We start from the raw sequence: 14836 nt of genomic DNA on the forward strand, positions 1-14836 counted from the left end.
GGGGGGGTCAGGACCAGAGGGCGACCCAGTACTGGACGCCGAAGGGGGCGTCGTCGTACAGGACCTCGGCGTCGGCGAGCGGGGGCAGACCCGGGAGGCAGGCGGTGTCGGCCCACAGCTCCTCGGCGAGGACCGGGTCGATGTCGGCGAACGAGGCCCGCAGCGCGTCGTCGAAGGCGGCCGCGCGCTCGTCGAGGTGGCCGGGCGCCTTCTCGGTACGTCGAGCCGAGCCGTTGCCGACGACGAGGACGCCGGTCTCGCCCTCGTCGACCACCGACCCACCCGCTGCGGCCACCAGTGCGGCGGCGACGCGCGCGCCGGAGCCGCCCGTGGCCTCCGACGCGACGACCCGGACCCGCGGCCCCAGCCGGCCGACGGCGTCGAGGCAGGCGGCGCGGAGGTCGGCGACGGGGTCCTCGATCGACGTGTACGACGGCAGCAGGGCCAGCACGCCGGGGACGAGCGCGGTGGGGGGGCTCACTGCAGCCCCCGGATCGCGCGCAGTGGCGGGCGGCGGCCGGCGATCGACCACACCATGTCGACGGTCTGGCGGGTCTCCACGACCTGGTGGACGCGGTAGATCCGGGCGCCGGCGAGGGCGCAGACCGACGTCGCGGCGAGGGTCCCGAGCAGGCGCTCGCCGACCTCCAGGCCGAGCGTCTCGCCGACGAAGTCCTTGTTGGACAGCGACACGAGCACCGGCCAGCCGGTGGCGACCATCTCCCCGATCCGGCGGGTCACCTCGAGCGAGTGGAAGGTGTTCTTGCCGAAGTCGTGGGCCGGGTCGATGACGATCGACTCCCGCGCGACGCCGGCCGCCAGCGCCCGCTCCGCGTAGGCCACCGTGTCGGTGATGGCGGAGGCGACGACGTCGTCGTAGTCGATGCGGTAGGGCCGGGTCCGCGGCGTCACCCCGCCGGTGTGGGTGCAGATGATGGCGGCGTCGTACTCCGCGGCGACGTCGACGAGCTCGGGGTCCGCGCCGCCCCACGCGTCGTTGAGGACGTCGGCCCCGGCGGCACAGACGGCGGCGCCGACCTCGGCGCGCCAGGTGTCGACGGAGATCACCAGCTCCGGGTACGACGACCGCACCCGCGCGACGAAGTCGACCACCCGCGCCTTCTCCTCGGCGGGCGAGATCTCGACGCCGGGCGCGGCCTTGATGCCGCCGATGTCGACGATCTCCGCGCCCTGCGCGACCACCTCGGCCACGCGCGCGAAGGCGGCGTCCTCGGCCCAGGTCGCGCCCTTGTCGAAGAAGGAGTCGGGCGTGCGGTTGACGATCGCCATCATCAACGCCTCGTCGTCACCGAAGCGCTGGCGTCCGAGTCTCACAGGTAGGCCTCCGCGGGCGGTCGTTCGAGGGTGGGTACGACGTGCTCGACCGGCTCCAGGCCGCGCAGGTACTGCCGCAGCACCGCCTCCTGGTCGAGCCCGTCCACGCCGGAGCGGCCCAGGGCGGCCGCGATGATCTGGGTGGCCATGCCGCCGAGGTCGCGCAGCGCCTGGTGCCGGTGGGCGCGGACCCCGAGGTCGACCTGGGCGATCGCGGACGACCCGGCGGCGCGGGCGGTGTCGACCAGCGCGGCCAGCTCGACGGCGTACCCGGTCGGGACCGACAGCCCCGCGAACCACGACCGGCGCACGGCCCACTCGCCCGCCAGCGGCTGCACCAGGGTGCCGAGCTCGGGGAACAGCAGGGCGATGAGCGGGCGCGCGACGAGCTCGGTGACGCGGCCGCCCTCGAGCGGCCCGTCGGCGCCGGGCCGGTCGTAGAAGCCCTTGACCAGCTGGACCGCCGGGTCCGACAGCAGCGGGCCGAGCAGGCCGGGCACGAAGTGGGTGTCCCAGTCGTGGAGGTCGGCGTCCATGAAGACCACGAGGTCGCCGGTCGTCACGAAGAGCGACTTCCACATCGCCTCGCCCTTGCCGGGGTGGCTGCCGAGGTCCGGCCGGATCTCGGCGGCCCGGTGGACGCGCGCGCCTGCCGACTCGGCCACGGCATAGGTGTCGTCGACCGAGTCGCTGTCGATGACGACGATCTCGTCGACGAGGTCGACGGTCTCCATCAGCGCCTCACGGACCCGGCTCACGACCGCCCCGACGGTGGCCGCCTCGTTGCGCGCGGGGACGACCAGGCTGACCCGCTGCCCCAGCGTCCCCTTGGCCCCCAGCAGGCCCTCGAGGCTCCAGTCGTCCCAGTGGGCGGCGCGGATCCCCATGCCCGTCAACCTACCGGGGCCCCGGCGCGGACCTTCTTCGCAGGTTCGTTGTCAGAACCGACGACCCGGGGTTACGGTGAGGGCTCTCGGGAATTCGGCGGGCGCTCCCTCCCCCCAGGAGATTCCTATGAGCCTTGGACGTTGGCGACGCAAGGTGCGTTGCCTGGTGAAGCACGGCCCGCGCGGCTGTCCGCACATCGAGCGGCACTCGCGGCGACCACGCCGCCGGAGGCGGCAGGCCGAGGCGCCCGGCGGCCGGCACCGCCCGCCGGTCGAGATCATCAGCCCCGCCGACCTCGTCCGCTGAGCCCTACCGGCCCAGGTAGGCCGTGACCGCGTCCGCGATGGCGCGCCCGTAGCGTCGCCGGCCGGCGTCGCTCTCCATCAGCTCCGCGTCACCGGCGGCCCGCATGTTGCCGAGCTCCGCCATCACCGCCGGCACGTCCGAGAGGTTGAGCGTCCCGAGGTCGTCGCGCACGTCGATCCCCCGCTCCCCCCGGTACGACGACACACCGATCCCCTCCGCGACGAGCGCGTCGCGCAGGGCCCGCGCCAAGCGGCGCGAGGGGCGCTCGATGTCGTCGGTCCACCCCGCGCGCAGCGCCGGCCGGATGACGTGGAAGCCGGTCGCCGACTCGTCGAGGACGCCGTCGGCGTGGATGCTGACCCGCACGTCGGCGGTCGGACCGGGCTCGCCGGGGTTGCCGATCCGCCCCCGCTCGTCGACGCACGGACCCCACTCGTCGTCGGAGTCGGCGTCCCGGGTGAGCACCACGCGCGCGCCCCGCTGCTCGAGCAGGTGCCGCGCCACGACGGCGACCTGCCAGGTGAAGGTCGCCTCGGGGTAGCCGTCGTCGGTCGCGGTCCCCGTCGTGTTGCACTCCTTCTCGAACCCGCCCGCGTCGACCGGCTCCGCGATCTCCGCGGCGTGGTGGCGGTTGCCGAGCTGGTGGCCGGGGTCGAGGACGACGACCTTGCCGGCCAGCCTCCGGTCACTACCCTCGCCGGACCCCGAGGGCGAGGGTGCCGTGGAGCCGGCGCCCGGGGAGGCGGACGGCGTCGTACCGGGGTCGGCGGGAGGTGCCTCCGTCGCGCACCCGGCGGCGAGCGCGGCGACCAGCAGCAGCGCCGCCGCGCGACCCGAGCCCCGCGTGCGGATCACGCGTAGCCCAGCACGTCCTTGCGCTTCTCGCCCCAGGCGAGCGCCGAGGCGATCGCCTCGTCGAGCGAGAGCTCGGTCTGCCACCCGAGCAGCTCGCGCGCCCTGTCGGCGTTGGCGAAGGCGCCCGGGGCGTCCCCGGGCCGCGGGGGCGCCTCGGTCACCGGCACCGGCTTGCCGACCACGCGCTCGACGGCGGCGAGCAGCTCGCGCACGGTGACGCCGTCACCCGCGCCGAGGTTGATGTAGGTGTAGGTGTCGTCGACCTTCGACAGCACCGCGTCGAACTCCTCCACCGCGCGCACGTGCGCCCGCGCCAGGTCCCAGACGTGGATGTAGTCGCGGATGCCCGTGCCGTCGCGCGTCGGGTGGTCGGTGCCCGTGATCGTGAAGGTGTCGCGGAAGCCGAGGGCGGTCTGCGCCATGAGCGGGACGACGTGCGTCGCGTCGCGCACGTGGTAGCCGGTCTCGAGGTCGGGGTCGGCGCCGATCGGGTTGAAGTAGCGCAGGATGATCGCGCGCAGCTCGCTCGCCCGGGAGAGGTCCTCGAGGACCTGCTCCATCATCCGCTTGGTCCGTGCGTACGGCGACGTCGGCTCGACCGGGTCCTGCTCGGTCACCTCGAACTGCGGCGTCATCGCGTAGAGCGACGCCGTCGAGGAGAAGATGATCCGCGGCTTCCCGAGGGCGGTCAGCTCGTCGAACATCTCCAGCGACTTCGCGACGTTGTCGCGGTAGTACTCGTAGGGCTTCTCCACCGACTCCGGTACGACGATCCGGGCGGCCATGTGGATCGTCGCCTCGATGTCGGGGTGCTCCGCGACGATCCGGCGCAGCAGCGCGCGGTCGGCGACGTCGCCCTCGTAGAAGATCCGGTCGCCGACGTACTGACGGGGACCGGTGAGCAGGGAGTCGAGGACGACCGGGACGTGCCCGGACTCCTCGAGCGCCTTGGCGGTGATCGAACCGATGTAGCCGGCACCGCCGGTGACGAGGACCTTCATGCCCGCGACGATACCGACCGACGTCTGCCGGACCGTCCTCGCCGAGCCACCCGCCGACCTACCAGTCGTGCTTCTCGTCCAGCAGCCCCAGCAGGTAGCGGCCGTAGCCGCTCTTCAGCAGGCCCTGCGCCAGATCGGTCAGCTGGGCGTCGTCGATGAACCCCAGCCGCCACGCCACCTCCTCGGGCGCGCCGACCTTCGTGCCCTGTCGCGCCTCGAGCGCGCGGACGAAATTGCTCGCGTCGTTGAGGTCGTCGAAGGTCCCGGTGTCGAGCCACGCGGTGCCGCGCGGGAGCACCTCGACCTGGAGCCGCTCCTCCTCGAGGTACATCCGGTTGAGGTCGGTGATCTCCAGCTCGCCGCGCGCCGACGGCTTGAGCGACTTCGCCTTCTCGACGACGTCGGCGCCGTAGAAGTAGAGGCCCGGGACCGCGAACGGGCTGCGCGGCTTCTCCGGCTTCTCCTCCAGCGACAGCGCCCGGCCGTCGTCGTCGAACTCCACGACGCCGTACGCCGTCGGGTCGGCCACGCGGTACCCGAAGACCGCGGCCCCGTCGAGCTCGGCGAACCGGTTGAGCGCGATGCCCAGCCGGGCGCCGTAGAAGATGTTGTCGCCGAGCACCAGGCCCGCGCCCTCGCCGGCGAGGTGCTCCTCGCCGATCAGGAAGGCCTGCGCCAGCCCGTCGGGCGAGGGCTGCACCGCATAGGTGATCTCGATCCCGAACTGCGACCCGTCGCCCAGCAGCCGGCGGAACTGGTCCGCCTCGTGGGGCGTCGTGATCACCAGCACCTCGCGGATGCCGGAGAGCATCAACGTCGAGAGCGGGTAGTAGATCATCGGCTTGTCGTAGATCGGCATCAGCTGCTTGCTGATGGCGTGGGTGATCGGGTGCAACCGGCTTCCGGTGCCTCCGGCGAGGATGATCCCGCGCATGGTGGGGGTTCCCGTTCCTGTCGACGTCGGGGACTGCGGCGCCCAAGGTACTTGAGGAAGCGTCCGCAGGTGGCCGATCGCCCAGCGGGATCCGGCGCCGGTCCCTACACTGCTCCGCGTGCAGCGCATCCTCGTCACGGGTGGTGCCGGCTTCATCGGCTCCAACTTCGTCCACCACGTCGTCCGCAACACCGACGCGACCGTCACGGTCCTCGACAAGCTGACCTACGCGGCCTCCCGCGAGTCGCTCGCGGGCCTGCCGGAGGACCGGGTGCGCCTCGTCGTCGGCGACATCGCCGACGCCGCCGTCGTCGAACCGCTGGTCGGCGAGCACGACGCGGTCGTCCACTACGCCGCGGAGTCGCACAACGACAACTCCCTCGACGACCCCTCGCCATTCATCCGCACCAACCTGATCGGCACGTTCACCCTGCTCGAGGCGGTCCGCAAGGCCGGCGTGCGCTTCCACCACGTCTCCACCGACGAGGTGTACGGCGACCTGGAGCTGGACGACCCCAAGAGGTTCACCGAGGACACGCCGTACCAGCCGTCGTCGCCGTACTCCGCCTCCAAGGCGGGCTCCGACCACCTGGTCCGCGCATGGGTGCGCAGCTTCGGCGTGCAGGCGACGATCTCGAACTGCTCCAACAACTACGGCCCGTGGCAGCACGTCGAGAAGTTCATCCCGCGCCAGATCACGGAGGTGATCGACGGCCGCCGCCCGAAGCTCTACGGCTCCGGCGAGAACGTCCGCGACTGGATCCACACCGAGGACCACTCGTCGGCGGTGCTCACCATCCTCGAGCGCGGCCGGGTCGGCGAGACCTACCTGATCGGCGCCGACGGCGAGAAGTCCAACCTCGAGGTCGTCCGGATGATCCTCGAGCTGATGGGCCGCGAGGCCGACGACTTCGAGCACGTCACCGACCGCGCCGGCCACGACCTGCGCTACGCCATCGACTCGGGCAAGCTGCGCACGGAGCTCGGCTGGACCCCGCAGTACGCCGACTTCGGCTCCGGCCTCGAGCAGACGGTCCGCTGGTACCAGGACCACGCCGAGTGGTGGCGCCCGGCGAAGGCGGCCACCGAGGCGGCGTACGCCGCGAAGGGACAGTGACCGGGTGGCCGAGACCATCGAGACGACCCCCATCCCGGGGCTGGTCGTCCTGCGGCTCGCCGTGCACGGCGACGACCGCGGCTGGTTCAAGGAGAACTGGCAGCGCGAGCGGATGACCGCGCAGGGCCTGCCCGACTTCGGGCCGGTACAGAACAACATGAGCTTCAACGCCACCGTCGGCGTCACCCGCGGCGTCCACGCCGAGCCGTGGGACAAGCTGGTCTCGGTCGCCAACGGCAAGGTCTTCGCGGCGTGGGTAGACCTGCGCGCGGGTGACAGCTTCGGGGCGACCTACTGGACGGAGATCGACGAGCACGTCGCGGTCTTCGTGCCCCGCGGCGTCGGCAACTCCTACCAGTCGCTCGCCGACAACACGGTCTACTCCTACTTGGTCAACGACCACTACGTGCCCGGGATCGCCTACCCCGCGGTCAACCTGGCCGACGAGACGGCCGGCATCCCGTGGCCGATCCCGCTCGCCGAGGCGGAGCTGTCCGAGAAGGACCGGCACAACCCGCGGCTGGCCGAGGTCACGCCGATGCAGCCGAAGCGCACCCTCATCACCGGCTGCAACGGCCAGCTCGGCCGGGCGCTCGCCCCGCTCTTCCCCGACGCGACGCTCGTCGACCTCGACGAGCTCGACCTGACCGACCCCAAGGCGCTCGAGGCGTGGCCGTGGCAGGAGTACGGCCTGGTCCTCAACGCGGCCGCGTACACCGCCGTCGACCGCGCCGAGACGCCCGAGGGCCGCGCCGCCGCGTGGGCTGCCAACGCCGCCGCTCCCGCGGCACTCGCGAGGATCGCCGCGCGCCGCGGCATCACGCTGGTCCACTACTCGACCGACTACGTCTTCGACGGCGCCGAGGTCGAGGGCGGCCACCGCGAGGACGAGCCGTTCGCGCCGCTCGGCGTGTACGGCCAGACCAAGGCCGCCGGCGACCTCGCCGTCGGCACCGCGCCCAAGCACTACGTGCTGCGCACCTCGTGGGTGATCGGCGAGGGCCACAACTTCGTGCGCACGATGGCGAAGCTCGCCGCCGACGGCGTCGACCCGGCCGTCGTCGACGACCAGGTCGGCCGGCTGACCTTCGCCACCGAGCTCGCCCGTGCCACGCAACACCTCGTCACCAGCGGGGCGGCGTACGGCACCTACAACGTGACCAACGGCGGCCGGCCGCGCTCGTGGGCCGACTACGCCCGCCGCGTCTTCGAGCTGACCGGCCACGACCCGGCCCGGGTCAGCACCGTGACGACCGAGGAGTACGCCGCCGGCAAGGACCTCTCGCCGCGACCGCTCCACAGCACGCTGGCGCTCGACAAGCTCGCGGCGACCGGGTTCGAGAGCGCAGATGCCGACTCCGCCCTCGCCGACTACGTCGCCCATCTAGGCTGACGGGGTGCTCGCGCTCACCTGTCCGACCCAGTCCTACGACTGGGGCTCCACCCACGCCATCCCCGGCTTCCAGCGCCAGGAGGCCGACGGCCGACGCGTCGCCGAGGTCTGGGTCGGCACGCACCCCCTCGGCACCGCCCGGGTGCGCGGCAGCGACGGACAGGAGCGCCCGCTGACGGAGGTCTCCGGCGAGCTGGGCTTCATGCTCAAGGTCCTCGCCGCCGACCGCCCGCTCTCGATCCAGGTCCACCCCGACGCCGACCGCGCGGCCGCCGGCTTCGCCGCCGAGGAGGAGGCCGGCGTCCCGCTGGACGCGCCCCACCGGGTGTTCAAGGATCCGTTCCCCAAGCCCGAGATGGTCTACGCCCTCTCCACCTTCGACACCCTGGTCGGCCTGCGCCGCACCTCGGAGATCGTGCGGATCCTCGAGACCGTCGAGCACCCGCTGACCGACGGGCTCAAGGACGACCTGCTCGACAACACCGGCTTCACCGGCATCGTGCGCCTGATCGAGGGCCTGCTCGCCGATCCCCCGGCGCCCGAGGTGGTCACCGAGGTCGCCGCCGCCTGCCAGAAGGCGCTCGACGGGGGCCGCGACGTGAAGCGGGCCTACGAGACCGCCGTCGAGCTCGCCGAGTCCAGCCCCGGCGACGTCGGCGTGATCATCTCCCTGCTGCTCAACCGGCTCACCCTGCAGGCCGGCGAGGCGGCGTACCTCGCGACGGGCATCATCCACGCCCACCTGCGCGGCCTGTGCCTCGAGGTGATGGTCTCGTCGGACAACGTGCTCCGCGCCGGCCTGACCACCAAGCACATCGACGCCCCCGGCCTGGTCCGCTGCCTCGAGGAGGGCACCTCCCGCGCGGCCCGCGTCGAGCCGATGGTCTTCAACTACTCGACCGACGTGTTCAGCCCGTGCGGCGACTTCGCGCTCTCGGTCACCCAGAGCTCGCCCGCCGACCCCGCCGGCGTCGTGCTGCCCGCCTCGGGCGCCCGGCTGTTGGTGTGCACGGGCGGCGAGGTGGCCCTGGCCAACCGCCGCGACGAGGTGCTGCGGCTGGCTCGCGGCGACGTCGCGTACGCCGACGACAGCGATGGCGAGCTGCGGGTCGCCGGCACCGGCGAGATCGCCCAGGCCTTCGTCCCCGCGGCCGACGCCCGCGGGCAGCTGTTCGACCTGCTGTGACCGTCAGCGGCGGCGCAGTCCGGCCAGCGCCGGACGGACGTCGGCGAGGTAGACGAGTGCCGCGATCAGCATCGCGAGGTTGACGAACGCCAGCGGGATCGGCACCAGGTGCAGCAGCAGGCCGACCCCGAGGATCGCGCACCAGGTGGTCTTGTTGAGCTTGCCCGCCGCGTCGTAGGACTCGTTGGAGTAGAGCAGCGCGCTGACGAGCGCGAACATCTTCACGGCGAGGAGCACGATCCCGACCACGATGAAGATCCAGGCCTCGATCCGCCAGCCGAGCTCGAGATAGTCCGGCAGCTGGGGGAGGAAGACGTCGCGCATGGTGCCCCGATCCTACGTGGTCCCCCGCGATCGGCAGGCGTCCGCGCGATCCCGCGAAAACGACCGCGACCCCGGGGCCGGAGCCTCGGGGTCGCGGTGCGCGGGAGCGGGTCGGCTCACTTGGCGGCGGGAGCCTTCTTGGCCGGCGCCTTCTTCGCGGGGGCCTTCTTGGCGGCCGGAGCCTTCTTGGCCGGAGCCTTCTTGGCGGGAGCCTTCTTCGCCGGGGCCTTCGCGGCCGGGGCGGCCGGGGCCTCGCCGGAGCGGAGCTTCACGACGACGCCCTCACCGCGCTTGGCGAGGTCGGCGTACAGCGCGGTGGCGGTGGCGACGTTGCCGTCGTACGCGCCCTTGACGCTGCTCTGGACCTTGGCCGGGAGGGCCTTGGCGTCGGCCTGCAGCTCGGCGAGCTTGGCCTCGGCCTTGCCCTGCAGCGACTTCGGCTCGGGGAGCTCGAAGCCCTTGACGGTGCTCTGCACGTCGGCGACGCGGGTGGTGACGTCCTTGCGGACCTCGCTCACGCGGGCGGTCACCTTGGTCTGCACGTCGGCGACGTAGGCGATGACCTTCTCGACGGCCAGGTCGGTCGCGCCGACACCGGCGTAGATCGGCTTGGCGGCGGCCGGGGGGAGCTCCGGCAGGTCGATGGACTTGAGGTCGATGGTCGGGATCTCGAGCTTGGGGAGGTCAAGCTTGGGGAGGTCGAGCTTCGGCATTCTTCTTACCCTTCGTTGGTGACGCGGTTGTCGCTGTCGGGATCGATCTCGGTCGTGATCGGGGCGGTGCCCTCGGCGTCGGTCTCCGCACCTGCCGGCGTGGCGTCGTCCGCCCCGTCGGCCGCGTTCAGTGCCAGGAACGATGCGTAGACGTCGAGGAGCGACTGCTTCTGCCGCTCGGTGAGGCCGGTGTCGCTGAGGATGGCCAGCTCCACCGAGCCCCCGACGCCGTCGTCCGGACTGAGGATCCCGGCCCGGATGTAGAGCTGCTCCGCAGAGATCCGCAGCGCCTTGGCGATCTGCTGGAGGACCTCGGCCGACGGCTTGCGGAGCCCGCGCTCGATCTGGCTGAGATAGGGGTTGGAAACACCCGCCTGGTCGGCGAGCTGCCTCAGCGAGAGCCGCGCACCGACGCGCTGCTCCTTGAGGTAGTCACCGAGCGACCCGACGGTCTTCCCGACCTTTCCCTTAGCCATGTCCCCATGGTGCTAGCAATAGTTAGCAAGGTGCAAGCAGGCAGCAAGTGAAGTCGTTCACATGAGCCGTGTTACGGGTCGGCGCGTGCGCAGGGCGGGCGCGGTGCAAGGTCCCACCTGTCAGTCTTGAAATGGGATCAACTCACTCGACTCTGTACGATCGCGAGCGTGTCGAGTCCTTCCGTCCCGCAGCACTGCCCCACGCCCCGGGAGCTCGACGACCTGGAGCTGCTCACCTCGGGCGCCGCCGGCCCGATCGTCGGCTTCAACGAGCCGGGCAGCCCGATCACGCTCGACCTCCCCGAGGCGCTCGAGACCCACCTCGACGAGGGCCACGAGGTCGAGCTCGTCGACCCCGAGGGCCTCCCCCTCGCCCGGATCGCCCGCACCCTGCGCGGCCTGAGCGTCGAGCCCCTCACCCACGCGCAGTTCGGCGCCTTCCGCAGCCTGCACCTGCCGCCGGAGACCGCCCGCGAGCGCTACGCCGGCCGCACCGTCGTCCCCGTGACCGACCTCGTCACGGACACCCAGCTCGAGCAGCTGCGCGGGCTCGGCCCGGTCCTGCTCGCCGCCCTGGTGGGCGCCGGCACTCCTGCCGTGAGCCCCGTCGGCCTGCTGCGCGCGACCGTCCGGGTCGCCGGCATGCTCGACGCGGCCGTCGTGGCGATCCCCCTCACCGACCACGGCTCCGACGCCGACGCGGCCCTGCGCCAGTCGGTCCTCGCCTGGTACGCCGGCGCCGACGACATCGTCGAGCTGAAGCCCGGTGGCCGGACGCTGCCCGAGCTCGCCGACATCGAGGCGCAGGAGCGGCCCGCCCCCGCCGACCAGGGCCTGGTGCTCTTCTTCACCGGCCTCTCGGGCAGCGGCAAGTCCACGCTGGCCCGGGCGCTCATGGACCGCGTCCTCGAGCAGGGCACCCGCTCCATCACCAGCCTCGACGGCGACGTCGTACGCCGCAACCTCTCGGCCGGGCTCACCTTCTCCAAGGAGGACCGCGAGACCAACATCCGCCGGATCGGCTGGGTCGCGGCCGAGATCGCCCGCCACCGCGGCGTGGCGATCTGCAGCCCGATCGCGCCCTTCGACGAGACCCGCCAGCAGGTCCGGGCCATGGTCGAGCAGGCCGGCGGTCGGTTCTTCCTCGTACACGTCGCGACCCCGCTCGAGGAGTGCGAGCGCCGCGACCGCAAGGGCCTCTACGCCAAGGCCCGGCGCGGCGAGATCCCCGAGTTCACCGGGATCTCCTCGCCCTACGAGGAGCCCGAGGACGCCGACGTCCGGGTCGACACGACGGGCCGCACCATCGAGGCCGCCCTCGACGACGTGCTCGCCGGCCTCGCGGCCGCTGGGATCATGGACCTGCGCGGCACCCTGCCGACGCCCGCGCCGCCCGCCGCGCGACGCACGGCCGGCCGTCCGTCGCCCCGCGCCGTCACGACCCCGGCAACCGCCGAGGGCGGTCCGCTGCGGGTGCTCTTCATCTGCACCGCCAACATCTGCCGCTCGCCGTACATGGAGCTCCGGGCGCGGGCGATGCTCGCCGGCGCCACCGACGTCGAGTTCTCCAGCGCCGGGACCCACGGCTTCCGCTCCCACCACGTCGACGCGACGATGGGCGTCGTCCTGGCCGACCGCGGCATCGACGACGAGGCGGCCGAGTCGTTCGCGAGCCGTCGGCTGACGCGCGACATGATCAACGAGGCCGACCTCGTGCTCACCGCCGAGGCGTCGCACCGGGCGTTCGTGCTCGAGGAGGTCCCCGGCGCCTTCCGCAAGGCGTTCACGCTCGGCCAGTTCGCCGAGTCGATCGAGCGGGTCGACCCCACGCTGGTGGGCGCCGCGCTCGTGACCGCGGCCGGGCACCGCCGCGCCGGGGCCGTCGACGCCCACGACATCCGCGACCCCTACCGGCGGGGTCGCGCGGCCGCCGAGGCGTCCGCCGACCAGATCGACGCCCTGCTCAGTGCGGTCCTGCCGCGACTCACCTCCCAGACAGGCATCGCATGAACGACCTGATCACCCTCACCGCGCTCTCGATCGCCGCCGCGGGCTTCTTCGTCGGCATCGTCGTCGGGCTGACGGGCATGGGCGGCGGCGCGCTGATGACGCCGGCGCTGATCTTCCTCGGCGTCGGCCACACCTCGGCGATCGTCACCGCCGACCTGACGGCGGCCGCGATCTACAAGACCGGCGGTGCGATCACGCACGCCCGGGAGGGCTCCCCCAACCTGCGGCTGGCCGGCTGGCTGATCGCCGGCTCGGTGCCGATGGCGTTCATCGGGCCGTGGCTCGTCAACGCCGTCACCGACGACCCGGCGGACCTCGAGAAGACCCTCAAGCTCTGCATCGGCATCGCGCTGCTGTTCGCCGCGTCGACGTACGCCCTGCGCCTCTACATCAACCTCGGCCGGGTCCGCAGCGGCGGCATCCTCCCCGACGACAACCCGCCGATCCGGCCGCTCCCGACCCTGCTCGTCGGCATGCTCGGCGGGCTCCTGGTCGGCATCACCAGCGTCGGCTCCGGCTCGGTCATCATGATCGCGCTGCTGATGCTCTACCCCGGCCTGTCGGCCGTGCGCCTGGTCGGCACCGACCTCGTCCAGGCCGTGCCGCTCGTGCTCAGCGCGGCGCTGGCGAACATCGCGATCCACGGCCTCGAGTGGGACCTCCTGATCCCGCTGGTGATCGGCTCGGTCCCGGGCACCCTGCTCGGCTCGCGGATCGCGCCGCGCGTGCCGCAGTCGATCATCCGCCGCGGCATCGTGATCGTGCTGACCATGTCGGGCACCGCACTGCTCTTCAAGGCCGGCCTGCACCCCTTCGGCCAGGGCCACGAGACCCTCGAGGCCGTGCTCGTCGCCGCGATCGGCCTGGCGATGCTCTTCCTGGTGCCGCTGGTCTGGGGCGTGCTGCGCAAGCGTCACGGGCTGCCGATGTTCGGCGCGCCGACGGTCAGCGAGATCGAGGCGCTGGGCGCGGACGGCAACCGCCGCGGTCGCCGGCAACCGGCGACCGACGAGCGCTAGGTGTTCTGACCACGGACGTTAGGTACGGCGGGTCGGCTGGATCATGACGAAGACCTCCGGGTGAGGTGTGGAGCTACCACGCACCCACACCCACCACGGAGGTCTTCATGACCCACGCTAACGCCACCCTCACCCCGGCCGGACGGCTGCGTCTGGCCAAGCTCGTCGTCGAGCAGGGCTGGACCTATGCCCGAGCCGCCGAGCGATTCTCGGTCGCCATCACGACCGTCCGCCGCTGGGCCACCGTTACCGCCTATCCGGCAAGTCCGGCATGGTCGACCGTTCGTCCCGCCCGCACCGCCACCCGAACCGGCTGCCCCAGCGCACCGAGCGACGGATCGTGGGTCTGCGCGTGACCCGGCGTTGGGGACCGGCCCGGATCGCCTACCACCTCGGCCTGAACCCCTCGACAGTCCACCAAGTCCTGCGCCGCTACGGCTGCCCACGGCTGAAGTGGACCGACCCGGCCACCGGCACCCGGATCAAGACCTCCTCCCGCGACAAGAACCGCTACGAGCACGCCGCACCGGGCGACCTGGTCCACGTCGACATCAAGAAGCTCGGACGGATCCCCGACGGCGGCGGGTGGCACGCGCTCGGACGCGGCACGGCCCAAGACAACCGGGTGCACGCACGACGTAGTCGCGCAGCTCGTGCCGGCGCCTCACCTTCGCGGGGCTACGTCTACCTGCACCACGCCGTCGACGACCACTCCCGGCTGGCCTACTCCGAGATCCTCGCCGATGAGCGCAAGGAGACCGCAGCCGCGTTCTGGAAGCGGGCGCGACGCTTCTTCGCTGCCCACGGCATCACCGTGAAGGCCGTGCTCACCGACAACGGCTCCTGCTACCGCAGCCGGCTCTGGGCCAAGACGCTCGGGCGCCGCGTCAAACACCGCCGCACCCGCCCGTACCGGCCCCAGACCAACGGCAAGGTCGAACGGTTCAACCGGACCCTGCTCGAGGAATGGGCCTACGCAACCACCTACACCTCAGAAGCCGACCGCGCAGCGGCGTACCCCGGCTGGCTGCATCACTACAATCACCACCGCGGCCACACCAGCCTCAAGGGCAAGTCACCCATCGACCGCGTGCCCAACCTCCCGGGTCAGAACAGCTAGGGGTCAGCGGGCCAGCACGCGGTCGTGGTCGAGCCGGAAGGGCTCGTCCTCGGCGGCGGCCCGACCGAGAGCGAGGGTCAGCGCCGTGGCGGCGGCGACCCAGAGGGCTCCCAGTCCGAGCAGTGTCTCCATGTACCAACGGTAGGCACCGGGCCCGAC

The 14836-nt window shown here is 72.2% G+C and carries 16 protein-coding genes and 1 pseudogene; 7 read left to right on the forward strand and 10 right to left on the reverse strand.

The window, feature by feature from the left end; genetic code table 11:
* Positions 1-7: 7 nt before the first annotated feature.
* The 3 genes from BJ993_RS05675 to BJ993_RS05685 are packed head-to-tail and all read right to left on the reverse strand — an operon-like array spanning position 8 to position 2222.
* On the reverse strand, positions 8-481 hold the full coding sequence (locus BJ993_RS05675; RefSeq protein ID WP_179648031.1) for a class III extradiol ring-cleavage dioxygenase family protein: 474 nt from the start codon (positions 479-481) through the stop codon (positions 8-10).
* Complete coding sequence (gene folP / locus BJ993_RS05680; protein WP_036550968.1) at positions 478-1335, reverse strand: dihydropteroate synthase; 858 nt, start codon at positions 1333-1335, stop codon at positions 478-480. The genes BJ993_RS05675 and folP overlap by 4 nt, the downstream gene beginning before the upstream one ends.
* Entirely contained in the window at positions 1332-2222 is an 891-nt protein-coding gene (locus BJ993_RS05685; RefSeq protein ID WP_179648032.1) for a glucosyl-3-phosphoglycerate synthase, read from the reverse strand. The genes folP and BJ993_RS05685 overlap by 4 nt, the downstream gene beginning before the upstream one ends.
* Before the next feature lie 127 nt (positions 2223-2349).
* On the opposite strand from BJ993_RS05685, the gene BJ993_RS05690 reads away from it, so the two are divergent.
* The gene (locus BJ993_RS05690; RefSeq protein WP_179648033.1) at positions 2350-2529 is read left to right on the forward strand and encodes a hypothetical protein; all 180 of its coding nucleotides are present in this window, start codon (positions 2350-2352) and stop codon (positions 2527-2529) included.
* A gap of 3 nt (positions 2530-2532) precedes the next feature.
* On the opposite strand, the gene BJ993_RS05695 is transcribed toward BJ993_RS05690, so the two are convergent.
* Genes BJ993_RS05695 through rfbA form a run of 3 tightly spaced genes read right to left on the reverse strand, consistent with a single transcriptional unit; the run spans position 2533 to position 5319 of the window.
* Positions 2533-3384: an N-acetylmuramoyl-L-alanine amidase family protein gene (locus BJ993_RS05695; RefSeq protein WP_308645489.1), complete on the reverse strand. Its 852-nt coding sequence runs from the start codon at positions 3382-3384 to the stop codon at positions 2533-2535.
* On the reverse strand, positions 3381-4385 hold the full coding sequence (gene galE / locus BJ993_RS05700) for a UDP-glucose 4-epimerase GalE (RefSeq protein ID WP_179648034.1): 1005 nt from the start codon (positions 4383-4385) through the stop codon (positions 3381-3383). Before galE ends, BJ993_RS05695 begins: the two co-directional genes overlap by 4 nt.
* Positions 4386-4443: 58 nt before the next feature.
* Entirely contained in the window at positions 4444-5319 is an 876-nt protein-coding gene (gene rfbA, locus BJ993_RS05705) for a glucose-1-phosphate thymidylyltransferase RfbA (RefSeq protein ID WP_179648035.1), read from the reverse strand.
* Positions 5320-5437: 118 nt separating this feature from the next.
* Between rfbA and rfbB the strand changes: the two genes are divergently transcribed.
* The 3 genes from rfbB to manA are packed head-to-tail and all read left to right on the forward strand — an operon-like array spanning position 5438 to position 9015.
* Positions 5438-6436, forward strand: a complete 999-nt coding sequence (gene rfbB, locus BJ993_RS05710) for a dTDP-glucose 4,6-dehydratase (protein ID WP_179648036.1) — start codon at positions 5438-5440, stop codon at positions 6434-6436.
* A 4-nt stretch (positions 6437-6440) separates the two neighbouring features.
* A complete protein-coding gene (locus BJ993_RS05715) occupies positions 6441-7829 on the forward strand; it encodes a sugar nucleotide-binding protein (protein ID WP_036550956.1) in 1389 nt (462 codons plus the stop codon).
* A gap of 4 nt (positions 7830-7833) precedes the next feature.
* The gene (gene manA, locus BJ993_RS05720) at positions 7834-9015 is read left to right on the forward strand and encodes a mannose-6-phosphate isomerase, class I (RefSeq protein ID WP_051932974.1); all 1182 of its coding nucleotides are present in this window, start codon (positions 7834-7836) and stop codon (positions 9013-9015) included.
* A gap of 3 nt (positions 9016-9018) precedes the next feature.
* Here the strand turns inward: manA and BJ993_RS05725 are convergent, their stop codons facing one another.
* The 3 genes from BJ993_RS05725 to BJ993_RS05735 form a co-directional block, all read right to left on the reverse strand.
* Entirely contained in the window at positions 9019-9339 is a 321-nt protein-coding gene (locus BJ993_RS05725) for a DUF2516 family protein (RefSeq protein WP_179648037.1), read from the reverse strand.
* A 116-nt stretch (positions 9340-9455) separates the two neighbouring features.
* On the reverse strand, positions 9456-10052 hold the full coding sequence (locus BJ993_RS05730; RefSeq protein ID WP_179648038.1) for a hypothetical protein: 597 nt from the start codon (positions 10050-10052) through the stop codon (positions 9456-9458).
* 5 nt (positions 10053-10057) lie between these two features.
* On the reverse strand, positions 10058-10528 hold the full coding sequence (locus BJ993_RS05735; protein ID WP_179648039.1) for a helix-turn-helix domain-containing protein: 471 nt from the start codon (positions 10526-10528) through the stop codon (positions 10058-10060).
* 168 nt (positions 10529-10696) lie between these two features.
* Between BJ993_RS05735 and cysC the strand changes: the two genes are divergently transcribed.
* The 3 genes and pseudogenes from cysC to BJ993_RS05750 all read left to right on the forward strand — a co-directional run bounded on the left by cysC (position 10697) and on the right by BJ993_RS05750 (position 14677).
* Positions 10697-12538 (forward strand): adenylyl-sulfate kinase, encoded by a 1842-nt coding sequence (gene cysC, locus BJ993_RS05740; RefSeq protein ID WP_179648040.1) that lies wholly within the window; start codon positions 10697-10699, stop codon positions 12536-12538.
* Entirely contained in the window at positions 12535-13557 is a 1023-nt protein-coding gene (locus BJ993_RS05745; RefSeq protein WP_179648041.1) for a sulfite exporter TauE/SafE family protein, read from the forward strand. Before cysC ends, BJ993_RS05745 begins: the two co-directional genes overlap by 4 nt.
* A gap of 107 nt (positions 13558-13664) precedes the next feature.
* A pseudogene (locus BJ993_RS05750) lies at positions 13665-14677 on the forward strand (IS481 family transposase).
* 3 nt (positions 14678-14680) lie between these two features.
* On the opposite strand, the gene BJ993_RS25645 reads toward BJ993_RS05750, so the two are convergent.
* On the reverse strand, positions 14681-14809 hold the full coding sequence (locus tag BJ993_RS25645) for a hypothetical protein (protein WP_257026819.1): 129 nt from the start codon (positions 14807-14809) through the stop codon (positions 14681-14683).
* Between the last annotated feature and the right edge of the window lie 27 nt (positions 14810-14836).

The organism is Nocardioides aromaticivorans (assembly GCF_013408525.1).
In the GTDB taxonomy this organism is placed as follows: domain Bacteria; phylum Actinomycetota; class Actinomycetes; order Propionibacteriales; family Nocardioidaceae; genus Nocardioides; species Nocardioides aromaticivorans.

Bases quoted from the DNA above. Each gene is read 5' to 3' on its own strand.
- BJ993_RS05685 (WP_179648032.1), bottom strand. From the start codon at position 2,222: ATGGGGATCCGCGCCGCCCACTGGGACGACTGGAGCCTCGAGGGCCTG.
- BJ993_RS05690 (WP_179648033.1), top strand. From the start codon at position 2,350: ATGAGCCTTGGACGTTGGCGACGCAAGGTGCGTTGCCTGGTGAAGCAC.
- galE (WP_179648034.1), bottom strand. From the start codon at position 4,385: ATGAAGGTCCTCGTCACCGGCGGTGCCGGCTACATCGGTTCGATCACC.
- rfbA (WP_179648035.1), bottom strand. From the start codon at position 5,319: ATGCGCGGGATCATCCTCGCCGGAGGCACCGGAAGCCGGTTGCACCCG.
- BJ993_RS05725 (WP_179648037.1), bottom strand. From the start codon at position 9,339: ATGCGCGACGTCTTCCTCCCCCAGCTGCCGGACTATCTCGAGCTCGGC.
- BJ993_RS05730 (WP_179648038.1), bottom strand. From the start codon at position 10,052: ATGCCGAAGCTCGACCTCCCCAAGCTTGACCTCCCCAAGCTCGAGATC.
- BJ993_RS05735 (WP_179648039.1), bottom strand. From the start codon at position 10,528: ATGGCTAAGGGAAAGGTCGGGAAGACCGTCGGGTCGCTCGGTGACTAC.
- BJ993_RS05745 (WP_179648041.1), top strand. From the start codon at position 12,535: ATGAACGACCTGATCACCCTCACCGCGCTCTCGATCGCCGCCGCGGGC.
- BJ993_RS25645 (WP_257026819.1), bottom strand. From the start codon at position 14,809: ATGGAGACACTGCTCGGACTGGGAGCCCTCTGGGTCGCCGCCGCCACG.